The sequence below is a fragment of the Streptomyces sp. SID13031 genome, from assembly GCF_010548305.1.
Classification (GTDB): domain Bacteria; phylum Actinomycetota; class Actinomycetes; order Propionibacteriales; family Kribbellaceae; genus Kribbella.
The window spans coordinates 127,438-143,585 of record NZ_JAAGLV010000019.1; the positions used below are offsets into that span (position 1 = coordinate 127,438).

The following is a 16,148-nucleotide window of genomic DNA, read 5'->3' on the forward strand; positions in this document are numbered from 1 at the left end:
AGCGCGAGATGCGGGTACTGGTGGTGGACGACGACCGGGCGGTCCGGGATTCGCTGCGCCGTTCGCTGGAGTTCAACGACTTCGAGGTGGTGACGGCCTCCGACGGCGCCGAGGCGCTCGCGGTGATCGGCAACGTCGAGCCCGACGTGATCGTGATGGACGTGATGATGCCCCGCCTGGACGGGCTGGAGACGACCAAGGCGTTACGGGCCGCGGGCAACAACGTGCCGATCCTGGTGCTGACCGCCCGGGACGCCGTGGCCGACCGGGTCGACGGGCTGGACGCGGGTGGCGACGACTACCTGACCAAACCGTTCGCGCTCGAGGAGCTGCTGGCGCGACTACGCGCGCTGCTCCGCCGCAGTACGACGCCGGGTGAGGGCGGCCCGCGCGGCGAGGTCCTCCAGTACGCCGACCTGGTGGTCGACGTGGATGCGCACGAGGTGCACCGCGGCACGACCCCGATCCCGCTGACCCGGACCGAGTTCTCGCTGCTGGAGCTGCTGATCCGCAACCCGCGCCGGGTGCTCGAGCGCGCGGTCATCCTGGACGCGGTCTGGGGCTACGACTTCCCGACCACGGCGAACTCGCTCGAGGTCTACATCGGCTACCTCCGCCGCAAGACCGAGGTCGACAACCTGCCCCGCCTCATCCACACGGTCCGCGGCATCGGCTACGTCCTCAGGGACACCCCACCGTGACCACCCAACCCCCACCCGACGACTTCCCGAAGTACACCGGTACTTCGGACGAGGAAACCCTCGAGATCGGCCCGAACCACAACCGGCCACAGCCGTCCGGTCAGCCGGTGCAGACTGGGACCCCTCGTCGGCGCCCTGGGCCCCAAGCCCCGCGGAGCGGACCTCGACCCACCGGGCCGAGCCAGGGTTCCGCCCCGGACGGACCGGGCGCCCCTCCGGGCCCGCAGCGCAACGGCAACGGCAACAATGTGGTCGTGGCGACAGCCAGCCGAACACAGGACTGGTGGCAGGAGAAGCTCCACAAGCTGAGTCTGCACGCCCGGGTCACGCTGCTCGCGGCCGTGGCCGTTGGCCTGGCGGTCGCCTTCGTCAGTGTCTCGGCCTACATGACAGTCCGACAGCAGATGTACCGGAACCTGGACAGCAGTTTGTCCGACCGGGCCGGGCAGGCCGCTAAGAAGGGCGCGCTCACCAACCCGACCATCCTCCAGGAGGTACCGCCGGAGGCCCTCGGACTGAGCGACATCCAGCTCGGCCTGCTGACCGCCGATGGTCTGCAGTACGGCGCGAAGGGAACGATGCCGCCGATGGGCCCGCCCGAGCTGGCAATCGCCGAGAATCAGAGCAGCGAGCCCAGCATCCGGACGGTCGGGGTACGTAACGGCCCCCACTACCGGGTGATCGCGGTAGCGGCTCCGTTCTGTCCCCTGCCCGGCCAGCGGGAGTGCGACGAGGACCAGTATGAGCCCGCGGCCCTGGTCGTGGCGCAGTCGCTGGGGCCGGTCGACCGGACGCTGCACAACCTGGGCATTGTGCTCTGGGCCGTCGGACTGCTCGGGGTGATCGGGGCGGCTCTGGCCGGCAACGCGATCGCCCAGTCCGGGCTCCGGCCGCTGGCACGCCTGACCGGCGCGGCAGAGCACATCGCCCGGACCGAGGAGCTGAAGCCGATCCCGGTCACGGGTTCGGACGAGATCACCAGGTTGGCGTTCGCGTTCAACGCGATGCTGGCCGCCTTGGCGCGATCCCAGGATCGGCAGCGGCGGCTGGTCGGCGATGCGGGGCATGAGTTGCGGACGCCGTTGACCAGCATCCGTACCAACCTGGATCTGCTCGCCCAGGCGGACAAGCGCGGCGGCCTGCGCCCGGAAGACCGGCAGCAGCTGCTCGACGACGTACGCGCCCAGATGGACGAGCTGACCACGCTCATCGGCGACCTGACTGAGCTGGCCCGCGACACCCCGCAGGTCCGCGACGCCGAGCTGATCGAGATGTCGAACGTCGTCGAGGACGCCCTGATCAAGGTCCGTCGCCGCGCCTCGGGCGTCGAGTGGGACGTACAGCTGTCACCGTTCCCCGTCTGGGGCGACGAGCGACTGCTCGGCCGGGCCGTGACGAACCTGCTCGACAACGCGGCGAAGTACAGCATCCCCGACGACTCGGTCGCGCTACCGCACGAAGGCGAACCGCTCGGGCGGGTCACCGTGCGCCTGCTGGACGGAGTACTGACCGTCACTGACAGCGGACCGGGTATCGCCGACGCTGATCTGCCGCACGTCTTCGAGCGTTTCTACCGCTCCAGCGAAGCGCGTAGCCGGCCGGGCTCGGGCCTGGGTCTGGCGATCGTGAAGCACGCGGCCGAGCAGCACGGCGGCATGATCTACGCGCGCAACGCGCCCGGCGCCGGAGCACAGTTCACGCTCTGGCTCCCCCACGCCGCCACCCAGTCCCGCTGAGTCAGGACAGGCAACTAGGACAGCGGCAGCTTCCGCAGACCGGACTTCTGGATCTTCCCGGACCCGGTCTTCGGCAAGCTGCCGATCAGGTCGAGATGGACGGGGATCTTGTACTTCGCCAGCCGTCCGCCCAGGTACTCCCGAAGCCCGTCCAGGGTGAGCTCCGCGCCCGCGCGACACACCAGGAACGCCCGCCCGACCTCGCCCCACCTGTCATCCGGAACACCGACCACGGCCACCTCGAGAACAGCGGGATGGCCGCTGATCGCCTTCTCCACCTCAGCCGGATAGACGTTCTCCCCGCCGGACACGAACATGTCCTTCACCCGGTCGACGATGTACAGGTAGCCGTCCTCATCGACGGTCGCGACATCACCGGAGCGAAACCACCCATCCTCGGTCAGCGCCGCGGCCGTCGCCTCCGGCGCGTTCCAGTACCCCGGTGTCACGTTCGCGCCGCGGATCAGTACCTCGCCCGGCTCACCCTGGGCCACCTCGGTCAGGTCGGGCCGGACCACCTTCACCTGCCCGAAGAACACCGGCGCCCCGACCGATCCGGCCTTGCGAGTGCTCTCACCGGCCTCCAGGAAGGTCGCCCCGGGGGCGGTCTCGGTCAGCCCGTAGCCCTGGCAGAACACCAGACCGCGCTCCTGGTATGTCCGGATCAGCGCTTCGGCCACCGGCGCTCCGCCACACATCAGGCTGCGCAACGAGGTGAGGTCGGCGCCCGTCCATCTTGGTGAGCGGGCCAGTTCGGCGTACATGGTCGCGACGCCGAACATCCAGGTGACGCCGTGTTTCTCGATCAGGTCGAAGCACCCGTCGACATCCCAGGACGAGGTGAGCACGGCGCAGCCGCTCTTGGCGAAGGTCGGCAGCAAGGTCTGGCCGAGCGCCCCGACGTGGAACAGCGGCGCGGTGACGAGGGTGACCTCGTCGGCGGCGACATCGACACCGATCAGCAGGTTGGCCGTGTTCCAGATCAGGTTGGCGTGAGTGAGCATCGCGCCCTTGGGACGGCCCGTGGTGCCGGACGTGTAGAGAATCAGCGCGACGTCGTCCACCGCCACCGGCACATCGATCGGTGCCGGGGCACCGCCGGCCAGCCACTCCTCGTACTGCGCCTCGCCCGCACCCGGCTGCTCCAATGCGACCCTGCAGGCAGGTGGCTGGGACAGCGCTCGGACCACCGGCTCGCAGGATGGCGCGTAGACGAGGACCGCCGGGCCCGAATCCGACAGCAGGTAATCGAGTTCGGGCGCGGCGAGCCGAAAGTTGAGCGGGACGAAGATGCCGCCGAGCGCATGGGTGGCGAACATCGTCTCGACGAACGCGGGGTGATTCGGCCCCAGGTAGGCGACCCGATCCCCGGCCCTGACCCCGGCCGACCGGAGCTGGTCGGCCAGCCTGCTGATCCGCACCGCAAGCTCCGCGTAGCTGATGGACAAGCCGTCGAACACCAGGGCCGTCCGGGCGGGCGACAACTGCGCCCGCCGGTAAGGCCAACCACCGAGTCCCGCGTTCTGCATCGGACTGACTCCTCTCAGGCGAGGCCGGCGACGCTCGTCGCCTCACCAGCATCGACGACACCGGTGGCGGGTTGGCGTTCCGAAGCGGTCTCCGGGCTCAAGTCTCGCTGGTGGGTCTCCTTGAGCGCCAGGACGCAGCCGACCGCGAGCAGGCAGAACGCCGCCATCGTGCAGGAGATGAAGAAGGTGTTCGTCGCACCGGTGGCCTGCTGGATCTGCGCGAACAGCAAGGGTGTGAAGCCAGCGCCCAGGCCGGCGAGCTGATAGCCCAGCGACGCTCCGGTGTACCGGTTCTCGGTGCTGAACAACTCGGTGTAGAGCGCAGCCAGCGGTCCGTACATCATCGGATGGATCACCGCCTGGCCGACGATCAAGGCCAGTACCAGGACCGCGGTACTGCCGTTGTTCACCAGTGGGAAGAGCGCGAAGCTGTACGCCGCCATGGCGAGCGCGCCGCTGATCACGATCGGGCGCCGGCCGACCCGGTCCGACAGCGCCGACCAGGCGATGATGCTGACGATCGCACAGGCCGACGACGTGGTCAGGGCGTTCAGGACCTCCTGGCGGCTGTGGCCGACCCGGACCGCATAAGCCAGGATGAAGATCGTCAGAGTCGCCTGAGCGACGAAGGCCGCCATCCCGGCACCCACGCTCAGCAGCAGGGTCCGTGGCCGGTCACGCAACACTTCGAGTACCGGGACCCGTCGTACCGGGCTCTCCCGGCGGGCGGCCTTGAACGCAGGTGTCTCCTCGACCTTGAGCCGGACGAACAACCCGACGGCGAGCAGCAGGATGCTCACCAGGAACGGGATCCGCCACCCCCAGTCGAGGAAGGCTTTGTCGCCGACGATCGCGGCGGTCCCGGTGAGCGCCGCGGTGGACAGGACGACGCCGCTCGGCGCGCCGGCATTGGTGAAGCTCGCCCACAGACCTCGCCGGCTGGTCGCGTGCTCGGCGGACATCAGGACCGATCCGCCCCATTCGCCGCCGACGGCGATTCCCTGGACGACGCGCAGCAGGACCAGTCCGGCCGGGGCGAGGACACCGATCTGCTGATAGGTCGGGAGCAGTCCGATCAGGAAGCTGGCCAGGCCCATCAACGTCATGCTCAGCAGCAGCATCCGCTTGCGGCCGAGCAGATCACCGAAGTGGCCGAAGATCACGCCACCCAGCGGCCGGGCGAGGTACCCGGTGGCGAGCGTGCCGAAGCTGGCGACCGTTGCCACCAACGGGTCGAGCGAGGAGAAGAAGACCTTGTTGAAGACGATCGCAGAGGCGGTCGCGTAGAGGAGGAAGTCGTAGTACTCGATCACGCTGCCGAGATAGCTCGACAGGACGGCGCGGCGGAGCTGGACCGGATCGTGGGTGCGCGTGGCGGACATGGCGGGGTCCCCGGCTTCACGCGTAGTGCCGGTAGACAGCGCGGGCGACACAGGCGGGCTTGTCCTGCCCGTCGATCTCGACGACGAAGTCGAGGACCAGTTGCACGCCGTCACCGGCGACGCTCTCGACCGAGACGACCCGGCCGCCCAGCCGGAGCTTGCTGCCGACCGGGACCGGGCTCGGGAAGCGCACCTTCTCCAGTCCGTAGTTCACGCTCATCCGGACCCCCCGTACCTCCAGCAGCTCGCCGAACAGCGGGATGATCAGCGCCAGCGTCAGGTAGCCGTGCGCGATGGTGCCCCCGAACGGCCCGGCGGCGGCGCGTTCGGGATCGACGTGGATCCACTGCTGGTCGCCGGTCGCGTCGGCGAACTGCTGGATCTGATGCTGGCTGATCTCCCGCCAGTCGCTGTACCCCAGGTCCCGGCCCGCGAGGTCCTGGATCCGTTCGATCTCGATCACTTCGTTCATGACTCCTCCTTCTCGTCGACGGCGAGGCCGAGCAGCCGCACCGCGTTGTCCTTCAGGATCTTGGGGCGTACCTCGGCTTTGATCTCCAGCTCGGCGAAGTCCGCCAGCCAGCGATCCGGGCTGATCAGCGGGTAGTCCGAACCGAACAGCACCTTGTCCTTCAGCAGCGAGTTGGCGTACTTCACCAGCTGCGGTGGGAAGTACTTCGGTGACCAGCCGGACAGGTCGATGTAGACGTGCGGCTTGTGCGTCGCGATGGCGAGCGCCTCGTCCTGCCACGGGAAGGACGGATGCGCGAGGATGATCCGCAACTCGGGGAAGTCGACCGCCACATCGTCCACCAGCAAGGGATTCGAGTACTTCAGCCGGATCCCGCCACCGCCCGGCAGCCCCGCGCCGATCCCGGTCTGCCCAGTGTGGAACAACGCCGGTACGCCGAACTCCTCCAGCACCTCGTACAGCGGATAGGCCATCCGGTCATCCGGCGAGAACCCCTGCAGACTCGGATGGAACTTGAACCCGCGGACGTCGTACTGCTCGAGCAACCGGCGCGCCTCCCGAGCCCCGGCGCGCCCTTTCCAGGGGTCGACGCTGGCGAACGGGATCAGCACGTCCCCGTGCTCGGCGCACTCCTGCGCGACCTCTTCGTTGGCGATCCGCGGATGGCCGGTGGCATGTTCGGCATCCACCGTGAACACCACCGCGGCCATCCGGCGCTCGCGGTAGTAGGCGGCCATCTCGGCGATGGCCGGCTGCCGATGGCCCTTCCCGCCGAAGTGCTTTCCCGAGGCTCCCATCAGGAGCGGACTGAGCGACCCGTGTCCGGACGCCGAGATCTCGGCATGCGTATGGACGTCGATGGCCACCAGATCGTCGACCCTCATCCGCGGGCTCATCTCAGCTCCCCGGCGCGGCAGGAGCGGGGATCCCGTAGCTCTCGGGCTCGGCGCCGACGCCCGCATTCCACGAGGCTGCGATGGTGTCGGCGGTCCAGCCGCCCTCGGCGAAGGCGACCGCTTTCTCCTGCGGATGGGACCACAGCGCGAGCCGGTCGCCGCCGATGCCGATCGCCTGGCCGGTCACCTCGGCGGCCTGGTCGGACGCCAGGTACACGATCAACGAGGCGACGTCCTCGACCGTACCGAGGCCCTCGTCGCGGCGCAGCCAGTCCGGGAACGGCTCGCCGGTCCGCTCGGCCTCCTCGATGATCGGCGCGAACGCGGGGATGGTTCGGGTCATCTCAGTCGCCGCGATCGGGACCACCGCATTCACGGTGACCGCGGCCCGGGCGAGTTCCAGTGCCCAGGTACGGGCCATGGCGACGATTCCCGCCTTGGCCGCGGCGTAGTTGGTCTGGCCGAAGTTGCCGCGCTGGCCGGCCGGGGAGGAGATCAGGATGAGCCGCCCGCCGGTGCCCTGCTCGCGCATCCGGGTGGCCGCGGCGCGGGCACAGGTAAAGGTGCCCCGGAGATGCACATCGATCACGGCGTCGAAATCCTGGTCGGACATCTTCCAGAGCACCTTGTCCCGCAGGATGCCCGCATTCGTGACCATGACGTCGAGCCGGCCGAACTCGGCGACCGCTTTGGCGACGAGTTCATCGGCGACCTCGGCCTGGCCGACCGGAGCGACCACGCTGGTGGCCCGGCCACCGGTCGCACCGATTCCCTTCACCACCGAGGCGGCTGCCTCGGCGTCGACATCGTTGACGATCACCGCCGCACCGGCCGCGGCCAGCGCCTCGGCGTACGCGCGGCCCAGCCCCCGACCGCTTCCGGTGACCACCGCGACCTTGCCTCGTAGGTCCATCAGGTCCGCTCCTTCCACTGCGTGGCGACCCGATCAACATAGGGCGGTTTTGTGACGGCCGTCAATATTTCGACGGCTATTAGTTCTTCCGGCCGGCCCGTCTACGCTGACGGTGTGAAGTCCGAGGACGACAGTGCGCTCACCTACTCCGCACGGCCGCAGTCGTTGATGCTCAGCTTTCTCGGCATCTACCTGGCCGGCCGGGACATCGCGGTGTCCTCCGGCAGCGTGATCGAGCTCTTCGGCCGGGTCGGCGTCACGGAAGAGGCAGTCCGCTCGACGCTGAGCCGGATGGTCAAGCGCGGGATGCTGACCCGGCACAAAGACGGCCGCCAGGTCTACCTGGGCCTCACCCCGCACGCGACCGAGGTACTCCAGGACGGCGCCGAACGGATCTGGCGGACCGGAGTGGTGAACCGCGACTGGGACGGAAGCTGGACGCTGGTCGGCTTCTCCATGCCCGACAGCCGGCGCAACGAGCGGCACGACCTGCGATCGCGGCTCGTCTGGGCGGGATTCGGTCTGCTGCAGAACGGACTGTGGATCGCGCCGGGCACGCGGGACGCGGCCACCATCGCGGCCGAGCTTGGACTGACCGGGGACGTCACCGTCTTCATCGCCCAGCCGGCCAAGCCGACGGAGTCCGCCGACCTGGTCCGGAAGGCGTTCGACACGGATGCGATCGCCGGCCGGTACAACGAGTTCCTGGCCCGCTGGGCCGTCGGCTCCCCGCTGAAGGAGCTGCCCGACGACTTCGCCCGCCAGCTGATCCTGCACACGGACTGGCTGCAACTCGTCCGCCAGGACCCGCACCTGCCGGCCAGCCTGCTGGCCGGCGACTGGCCGGCGATCCGCGCGGAGGAGTTGTTCCGGCAACTGGCCGCGCAGTACGGACGTACCGCCCCGAAGCTCGCCGCCCAGGTGATGGAGGAACTCCCAGTCTGAGGAGTGTGCGCCGGCCGACAACATCTTCAGCGGATCTTCATGGAGTTCTTCGCCAGCTCTGACGGGATCTTCAGCGGGTTCTCAGGTGCAGCCCCCAAGGTTGACCCATGACCGAGAACCAGCCGCCCCAGCCGCAGAACCAGCCCGGTGACGAGACTCCGGTGCAGGGTTCGACGCTCGGCAACCAGCCTGCGAACCAACCACCGCAGCCCGCGTTGCCGACATACGGCTCGGGCTCACCTGAGCGCACGCAACAGCTGCCGATGGGTGGCTACGGCCAGCATCAGCAGCAGCAGTACGCGCCGCAGGGTGGGCAGCAGCGGCCAGGGCAGCACCCCACGGGCGGTGGTGGTGCTTACCAACAGGGCGGGCAGTTCGGGATGTCCGGGACGCATCAGGGGGCGTCACCGGGCCCGAACTGGCCGTTCGGCCCGCAACCGGCCCAGTCAGAGCCCCCGAAGCCGCCGAAGCGGCGAGGTCTGGCTCTGGTGGCAGCCACCGCGTTGCTGGTCGGTGCCGCCGGCGGAATCGGCAGCGCGGCTGTCTACTCGGCGACCAACGACTCCACTACTTCGAACACGTCGGTGACCGCTCCGCTCAACGGCGGCCAGGCGGCCCCGATCTCCGCGCCGGACGGTTCGGTGCAGAACGCGGCCTCCAAGGTGCTGCCGAGCGTGGTGAAGATCGGCGTGACGACCTCCCAGGGCGCAGCCACCGGATCGGGCATCGTGATCAGCAAGGACGGCCTGATCGTCACCAACAACCACGTGGTGGCCGGCGCCGGCAGCGGCGGCAAGATCCAGGTGATGCTCAACGACGGGCGGACCCTGGACGCGACGATCGTCGGGACCGACCCGCTGACCGACCTCGCGGTGATCCGGGCGGACGCCAAGGACCTGACCCCGGCCGTACTCGGCAAGAGCGGCAACCTGGGTGTCGGCCAGGGTGTCGTCGCGATCGGTTCGCCGTTCGGGCTGGAGGCGACCGTGACGAGCGGGATCGTCTCCGCGCTGAACCGCCCGGTCACCTCGGGCGACGAGCAGCAGGACAGTACGACCGTCTTCCCAGCAATCCAGACTGACGCCGCCATCAACCCGGGGAACTCCGGCGGCGCACTGATCGACCTCGCCGGCCAAGTGGTCGGAATCAACAGCGCGATCAAGACCGCCGGAGGATCGGGACAATCCGAAGGCGGCAACATCGGCCTGGGCTTCGCAATCCCGATCGACCAGGCCAAGCCGATCATCGACGAGCTGGTGGCCAAGGGCAAGGCCACACATGCACGGCTCGGAGTTGGCGTCGGCAACGCGCAGTCTTCCGCGGCGTTCCAGCAAGGAGCGACGATCGGCGAGGTGACGTCCGGCGGTGCGGCGGACAAGGCCGGCCTGAAGACCGGTGACGTAGTCACCGCGATCGACGGCAAGGTGATCGCGTCAGGGGACGCGTTGGTCGCCGCGGTCCGTTCGCACCGCCCGGACGATGAAGTGACCATCACCTTCACCCGCGCCGGCAAATCCCAGCAAATCAAGGCCAAACTCGGCTCCGACAACGGAAACCCGACCGGCTGACCCCCAACCTCCGTCGTCCCTCACCCCCCCGGGGGCGGCGGAGCACCACCCAGATAGGGACTGCGACCGCCCACCGAGCGGCCGCAGTCCCGTTTCTGCGCCCAGTACTACGCCCCACGCGCCCTCCGACGTCCGCTCCCACCCACCCAGATCGCGGGCTCCTACGTCGCCCACTCCGCGAGTACTAGGCCACTCGCCATTGCGAAGCCGCTCCAGGCTGCGAGTACAGGCAGCCGGGCACTCCGCAGCCGTGTCGACCAATGAGGCAAAGCGAGCACTCGGCCGTCGACCGGCGCCGCTACGGCGACCCATTTGAGCGGCGGCAGCCCGATGGGCCTGTCTGCCTACATCAAGGTGATGACTGCAAGCCTGGAGAGTTCGGGCTGATATTTGAGGACGACCTTGAGTCTTCTCGGATCAGCGCCACCCGTGCCCGGCCTAAGCAGCATCGCCCATGAAGCCGTTGCCTGCCACCGGTTTCTGGACCGGCAGGCGGTGTCCGATAGCGCGTTGCGTGTAGACGAGCAGGTTCGTGAGCAGGTAGCGGATCTCGCCTGTAGCTGACGCGATGAGTCCCAGGCGAGGCGGCAGACCTACCTGCCGCTCGACTGGGACTCCCTGGCTCTGGACGTTGGAAGCGGGTGGGTTAGCGGCCCTGGAGGGACTTGACGTTGTCGCCGAAGGTCCAGTTCTTGGAGCCGTCCCAGTTGATGGACCAGGTCATCAGGCCTTTGAGGGCTCCGTTGAAGGTGTTCCAGGACTGGGCGACCAGGGATGGGGACATGTAGCCGCCGCCGGCGCCGGATTGGGCTGGGAGGCCGGGGACCTGCTTGTCGTAGGGGACGCGGATCGTGACGCCTTGGATTACCAGGCCCGTGTTGAGGCAGGTGGTCTGGGCTACGAAGCCCTGCACTGTGCCCGCGGAGTACGAGTCGCCGGAGCAGCCGTACATGCTGCCGTTGTAGTACTGCATGTTCAGCCACCACAGCCGGCCGTTGTCGGCGTACTTCTTGATGATCGGGAGGTACGAACCCCAGATCGAGCCGTAGGTGACGCTGCCACCGGTGACGTAGGCCGTTTCGGGTGCCATCGTCAGGCCGAAGTTCGATGGCATCTGGGCCAGCACCCCGTCGATGATCCGGATCAGGTTGGCCTGGGAGGCGGACAGCTGGTTGATGTTGCCGCTGCCGGTGAGGCCGGTCTCGATGTCGATGTCGATACCGTCGAAGTTGTACTTCTTGAGCAGCGGCACCACGGTCGCTACGAACCGGTCAGCGACGGTGGACGAACTGAGGTCGATCCCGGCAGTGGCGCCACCGATCGACATCAGGATGGTCTGGCCGGCTGCCTTCGCTGCGCACATCTCGGCCGGGGTGGCGACCTTCACGGTCGCGTCCATGCCGTCCTCCCACTTCACCGTTCCGTCGGACAGGATCACCGGGAACGCCGCGTTGATCACGTTGTAGCCGTGCTGCCCGATCCGCGAGTCGGTGATCGGAGTCCAGCCGAACGGCGGATGCACACCGTTGGAGGCGCCGTCCCAGTTCTCCCAGTAGCCATGCAGCACCTTGCCGGCCGGCCTGGACTTCACCGGGCAGGTCGTCGACCCAGGCGGCGGGGTTGTCGGCGGCGTGGTCGGCGGAGTCGTGGGTGGCGTGGCGGGAGGAGTCGTCGGGGGCGTGGTGGGAGGGGTCGTGGGTGGCGTCGTCGGCGGAGTGGTGGGTGGCGCGCCGTCGCAAGCGCCGATGTCGAGCCACAACGAGGGCGCCGCGACGGGGTTCCAGCCGGCGCCAGGATGCGCGGTATGCGCGGCCCGAGCCTGGTACGACCGGTTCTGGTACGTCACCTTGGCGCCCACTGCATAGGTGACCCCCTCGGCCCACGCGGGAGCGGTGCACGCCACTTGTACCGACGACTGGCCGGCCTGGGCCACCAGCCCGGCCGACGCGAGGAGCATCCCGGTTGCAATGGCACTCGCGAGCGCAAAGCCGACCCGTCGGTTCATGGCCACTCCCATTTAATAAGCAAAGACCTTTCGTATGTCTCACGGTAGAGGTTGACCCATCGGGCCGCCACGACATGTCGGAAACCCGCCACAGGGAATTGTGGTGCGGGGGTAGGCCCAAAGGCGCTAGCGTCCGGGCGCATGACGATGTCTCGGGAACGGCCGCCCTTTGTTGCGGATGAGCGGACTCAGCTGGTCGGCTGGCTGGATCAGCAGCGGGCGCTGGTGCGCTGGAAGTGCGAAGGTCTCGCCGAGGCGGACGAGCAACGCGTCGTACTGCCGACCTCGCCGCTGATGACGGTGGCCGGGTTGGTCTCGCACATGCGCTGGACTGAGCACTGTTGGTTCAACGTGTTGTTCCTGGGCGAGTCCTTCGAGCACAACCCTCAGTTCAAGGAAGAGCCCGAGGACCTCGACATGATGGTCCCCGGCGTACCGCTGGCGAAGCTTCTCGACGACTTCGAGGCCCAATGCGCCCAGTCGAACGAGATCACCGCCGCCCACTCCCTCGACGACACCGGCAAACACCCCGACTTCGGCTCCGCCCAGGCCACCCTGCGCTGGATGATCCTCCACATGATCGAGGAAACAGCCCGCCACGTCGGCCACCTCGACACCATCCGCGAACTCCTCGACGGCGAGACGGGCTACTACTAGTCCGTCATCTCCCAGAGCAGGACTTCCGCGCCTTCGGGGCCTGCCGTCACGCGTTGGCCGTCGGCGTTGGTGATCCGTGCCGCGTCGGAGTGGGCGAGGTGGCCGGCACTCTCTACGGCGATGTTGCCAAGAGCAACGAATAGATGGGCGTGGGGCGCCGGTGGGAGCTGGGTCGACTGGCCTGGCGCAAGTCGGGCGACGGAGAGGCCTGCTCGGGGTTGGTTGATGGTGATGGCAGTGGTGCCTTTGTGCTTCCGGAGGCCGGAGGCGATCGGGACGAGTTCGCCGGTTGCGAGCGACTCGGCGACCTCGGCCTGCTGGTACGACGGCGTCAGGTCGTACTCGCCGGGGCGGACCCACATCTGCACGTAGCGAACCGGGTCGCCGGCGTCGTTGCGTTCGGAGTGCTGGATGCCGCTGCCCGCGCTCATCCGCTGGACGAGGCCCGGGTAGATGAGCCCGCTGTGCCCCTCCGAATCCTGGTGCAGCAGGGCTCCCCGTAGTACCCAGGTGACGATCTCCACGTCCTGATGGGGATGCGTGTCAAACCCGGTGCCGGGGGCAACCACTTCGTCGTTGTGGACCATCAACAGCCCGAAGCCGACGTTCGCGGGATCGTAGTACGGCCCGAACGAAAACGAGTGCCGCGAATCCAGCCAGTCGCTCTGCGTCCGGAATCGGTCGTCGGCCCGTCGGATCTCGACAGTCATACGCTCAGTCTCCCCGATCGCGTCAGAACAGAGCCTCTTGGTCGTCCTGCCGTGGCGCTGGGTCGAGTTTCTCCAGCCGGACGGTGAGTTCGGCATCCGCAGGCGCCCGTCCGAGCGTCCACCCGGCCAGCAGATGAGTGTCGAGCAGGAGCAGCCCGGCCCTCGTGTCGAGGTACAGATCGGTCCCGATCGCGCTGACGATCCGCCCGACGATCACACCGCCGGCCACCGGCCCAGCCATCACCACCTCGGCGCGCAACCCATCCTCGGGCAGTCCGTAGCGCGCGACATGATCACTCACTCGCGGCTCGCACCGAACCTGCCCATCGGGCCAGGCCAACTCGGCCGTTCGCTCAACGACGGACAAGAGCCCGGTACTACGTTCCGCCACGCCCCCCGGCCGCGTCCGCGCCACCCGCTTCCGACTTGTACTGACCCGATCCGGCAGACCGAGCGTCGAGCCGAGCAGAATCTCCACCCGCCGGGCACCCACCAGACTGCCGGCCGAAATCATCGTCGAGGCCAACGCCCCCTGCTCCAGCAACCGCGCCTCACCCCGCTCGACGGCGGTGATTCCAACCTTGATCACGCTCCCGTGGTGGGCGAGATAGACGGAGTACCGCCGAGGATCATCCAACCGCGTATCCGTGGCAACCGAGTTGCTCCGCTCCATCGCATGACAGTCAGCACATTGCCCACTACGCCCACCCGCCGCCAGCACAGTCCGCGTAGAACACTCCAACCGCCGCCCCGCCCGCCAAATGCCCACACAACGCCGATCGCGCCCAAACACGAGACAGCTCAGTCCCAAGCCGCAGTGGACTCCCCTGCCCATTTCCCGCCCACTCAAGCTGAGCAACCCCGCCCTTCCACCCAGCTCCGGTCACACGCCAAGCAGAGGCCTGGGCTTCATCCATCCGGCATTCCTACCACCGCGAGACAAGTGTCAACGTACGTCGACATACCTATGATGTCGCCGTACGTTTACATTCTATCTGTGTCGACGTACGCTGACAAAATAGACATGTCAACGTACGTCAGCAGAGGGGCGAAGCGTGGAGATCCACACCCCACAGGCTTTCGGGGCAACCGCGCGCGGTCAGCGCCAAAGGTTGCACTTGACCCAGGCAGCCTTGGCCGAAGCCGCAGGCGTTTCCAGAGCGTGGCTGACCGAGTTCGAACGAGGCAAGCCCACGGTCGAACTCGGGCTGGTCCTGGCTGTCATCGCAGCACTCGGCATCACCGTCGAACTTCGCGTCGGTGACCCGCATGCGCCGTCGGCAGAGCAGGAGACCAACGAGCTGAACACCCTGCTCGAGGACTACTCCCGGCGCGACGATCATGCCTGACCTCCACTTGCTTCTGGGCCAGGAGGTCGCCGGCACAGTAAGTCGGACGCCAACGGGTTCCCTGTCCTTCACCTACGACTCCGGCTATGTCGCAAGGAAGTCGGCGACACCGATCTCGGTCTCGATGCCACTCCAGGTCGCGGTGCACACCGACCGTCAGATCAGCCCGTGGCTTTGGGGACTACTTCCCGACAACGACGCCGTGCTGAATCGATGGGCGCGCGAATTCCAGGTATCCACCAGGTCGCCCTTCGCTCTCCTTGCGACTCCCCTGGGTGAGGACTGCCCAGGAGCTGTCCAGTTGATTCCGCCAGATCGACTGGACGCGGTACGCACTGATCCCCCGTCGGCTGCTGACATCGACTGGCTCACCGAGGCGCAAGTGGCCCAGCGGCTCCGGGATCTCAAGACTGATAGCACGGCCTGGCTCGGCGCGAGCCGGACCGGACGATTCAGTCTGGCCGGCGCGCAGGCCAAAACAGCGCTGTTCCGCGACGGACAGCGATGGGGGCAGCCGCTGGGGGCTCTTGCTACCTCGCACATCCTCAAGCCCGCCATCACCGGCCTGGACGACCACGATCTGAACGAACACCTCTGCCTGTCAGCGATGCGCGCTGCAGGTCTGCAAGCGGTGCAAACCTGGATCGAACGCTTCGAGGACCAAAGTGCGATCGTCGTCCGCCGCTACGATCGCTCCATCCGGGGGGACGAGCAGATCCGCACCCACCAAGAAGATCTGTGCCAAGCGCTCGGCGTGCATCCGGAGAACAAATATCAGAACCAGGGCGGACCAGGCCCTCGCGAGATCGCAGAGCTGTTCCGTCGAGTAATGCCACGAGCGGCTGCCCGCGAAGCCACCGAGGCCTTTCTCGACGCGCTTGTGTGGAACTGGGTGATTGCAGGCACTGACGCACATGCCAAGAACTACTCGTTGCTCCTGTCCAAGCGTGAGGTCATCCTCGCACCGTTCTACGACGTCGCCTCCGCACTGCCTTATGACATCGCCGAACAGAAGCCGCGGCTCGCCATGAAGTTTGGCAATGACTATCGCATCAACCCAGGCAATAGCCCCTGGCGTCATCTCGCGACGGCGTTGCAGCTGCCTGAGGACGTCGTTCGCAGCCGCGCCGGCAGCGTCATCGCTGTTGTGCCAGATGCTTTCTCCACCGCAGCCGCCGATCCAGCAATGCAGGCTCTTGGCAGCTCACTCCCACAACGCCTTGTCAATCTTGTAGCAGCGCGGGCAACTCGATGCGCGAAATACCTGCAGTAGTTCCAGACCCGG

Annotated in this window: 15 protein-coding genes; 7 read left to right on the forward strand and 8 right to left on the reverse strand. The window is 67.6% G+C overall.

Annotated elements, in window-relative coordinates:
* Positions 1-8 precede the first annotated feature (8 nt).
* Both G3I17_RS31580 and G3I17_RS31585 read left to right on the forward strand, forming a co-directional pair.
* Positions 9-701 carry a response regulator transcription factor gene (locus tag G3I17_RS31580; protein WP_164601425.1) on the forward strand — a complete coding sequence of 231 codons (693 nt, stop codon included), beginning with the start codon at positions 9-11 and terminating at the stop codon, positions 699-701.
* Positions 698-2,437: a HAMP domain-containing sensor histidine kinase gene (locus tag G3I17_RS31585; RefSeq protein ID WP_203591028.1), complete on the forward strand. Its 1,740-nt coding sequence runs from the start codon at positions 698-700 to the stop codon at positions 2,435-2,437. Before G3I17_RS31580 ends, G3I17_RS31585 begins: the two co-directional genes overlap by 4 nt.
* A gap of 14 nt (positions 2,438-2,451) precedes the next feature.
* Here the strand turns inward: G3I17_RS31585 and G3I17_RS31590 are convergent, their stop codons facing one another.
* The 5 genes from G3I17_RS31590 to G3I17_RS31610 are packed head-to-tail and all read right to left on the reverse strand — an operon-like array spanning position 2,452 to position 7,629.
* The gene (locus G3I17_RS31590) at positions 2,452-3,966 is read right to left on the reverse strand and encodes a long-chain fatty acid--CoA ligase (RefSeq protein ID WP_164601427.1); all 1,515 of its coding nucleotides are present in this window, start codon (positions 3,964-3,966) and stop codon (positions 2,452-2,454) included.
* 14 nt (positions 3,967-3,980) lie between these two features.
* A complete protein-coding gene (locus G3I17_RS31595; protein ID WP_164601429.1) occupies positions 3,981-5,348 on the reverse strand; it encodes an MFS transporter in 1,368 nt (455 codons plus the stop codon).
* 16 nt (positions 5,349-5,364) lie between these two features.
* Entirely contained in the window at positions 5,365-5,820 is a 456-nt protein-coding gene (locus G3I17_RS31600) for a MaoC family dehydratase (protein WP_164601431.1), read from the reverse strand.
* Complete coding sequence (locus G3I17_RS31605; RefSeq protein ID WP_164601433.1) at positions 5,817-6,704, reverse strand: amidohydrolase family protein; 888 nt, start codon at positions 6,702-6,704, stop codon at positions 5,817-5,819. Before G3I17_RS31605 ends, G3I17_RS31600 begins: the two co-directional genes overlap by 4 nt.
* A 13-nt stretch (positions 6,705-6,717) precedes the next feature.
* Positions 6,718-7,629: an SDR family NAD(P)-dependent oxidoreductase gene (locus G3I17_RS31610; protein WP_164601435.1), complete on the reverse strand. Its 912-nt coding sequence runs from the start codon at positions 7,627-7,629 to the stop codon at positions 6,718-6,720.
* A gap of 114 nt (positions 7,630-7,743) precedes the next feature.
* Here G3I17_RS31610 and G3I17_RS31615 point away from each other — a divergent pair, with 114 nt between their 5' ends.
* Entirely contained in the window at positions 7,744-8,574 is an 831-nt protein-coding gene (locus tag G3I17_RS31615; RefSeq protein WP_343238481.1) for a PaaX family transcriptional regulator C-terminal domain-containing protein, read from the forward strand.
* 107 nt (positions 8,575-8,681) lie between these two features.
* Entirely contained in the window at positions 8,682-10,142 is a 1,461-nt protein-coding gene (locus G3I17_RS31620; RefSeq protein ID WP_164601437.1) for a trypsin-like peptidase domain-containing protein, read from the forward strand.
* Positions 10,143-10,788: 646 nt separating this feature from the next.
* Here the strand turns inward: G3I17_RS31620 and G3I17_RS31625 are convergent.
* Positions 10,789-12,147 (reverse strand): glycosyl hydrolase family 18 protein, encoded by a 1,359-nt coding sequence (locus G3I17_RS31625; RefSeq protein WP_164601438.1) that lies wholly within the window; start codon positions 12,145-12,147, stop codon positions 10,789-10,791.
* A 141-nt stretch (positions 12,148-12,288) separates the two neighbouring features.
* Between G3I17_RS31625 and G3I17_RS31630 the strand changes: the two genes are divergently transcribed.
* Positions 12,289-12,804 carry a DinB family protein gene (locus G3I17_RS31630; protein ID WP_164601440.1) on the forward strand — a complete coding sequence of 172 codons (516 nt, stop codon included), beginning with the start codon at positions 12,289-12,291 and terminating at the stop codon, positions 12,802-12,804.
* Here the strand turns inward: G3I17_RS31630 and G3I17_RS31635 are convergent.
* Together G3I17_RS31635 and G3I17_RS31640 are read right to left on the reverse strand one after the other, a co-directional pair.
* Complete coding sequence (locus G3I17_RS31635; RefSeq protein WP_164601442.1) at positions 12,801-13,514, reverse strand: pirin family protein; 714 nt, start codon at positions 13,512-13,514, stop codon at positions 12,801-12,803. The genes G3I17_RS31630 and G3I17_RS31635 overlap by 4 nt on opposite strands.
* A 22-nt stretch (positions 13,515-13,536) precedes the next feature.
* Positions 13,537-14,307: a DUF2797 domain-containing protein gene (locus tag G3I17_RS31640; RefSeq protein ID WP_343238482.1), complete on the reverse strand. Its 771-nt coding sequence runs from the start codon at positions 14,305-14,307 to the stop codon at positions 13,537-13,539.
* 262 nt (positions 14,308-14,569) lie between these two features.
* Here G3I17_RS31640 and G3I17_RS31645 point away from each other — a divergent pair, with 262 nt between their 5' ends.
* Together G3I17_RS31645 and G3I17_RS31650 are read left to right on the forward strand one after the other, a co-directional pair.
* Entirely contained in the window at positions 14,570-14,863 is a 294-nt protein-coding gene (locus G3I17_RS31645) for a helix-turn-helix domain-containing protein (protein WP_164601447.1), read from the forward strand.
* Positions 14,856-16,136: a type II toxin-antitoxin system HipA family toxin gene (locus tag G3I17_RS31650; protein ID WP_164601449.1), complete on the forward strand. Its 1,281-nt coding sequence runs from the start codon at positions 14,856-14,858 to the stop codon at positions 16,134-16,136. Before G3I17_RS31645 ends, G3I17_RS31650 begins: the two co-directional genes overlap by 8 nt.
* The last annotated feature ends 12 nt before the right edge of the window (positions 16,137-16,148 follow it).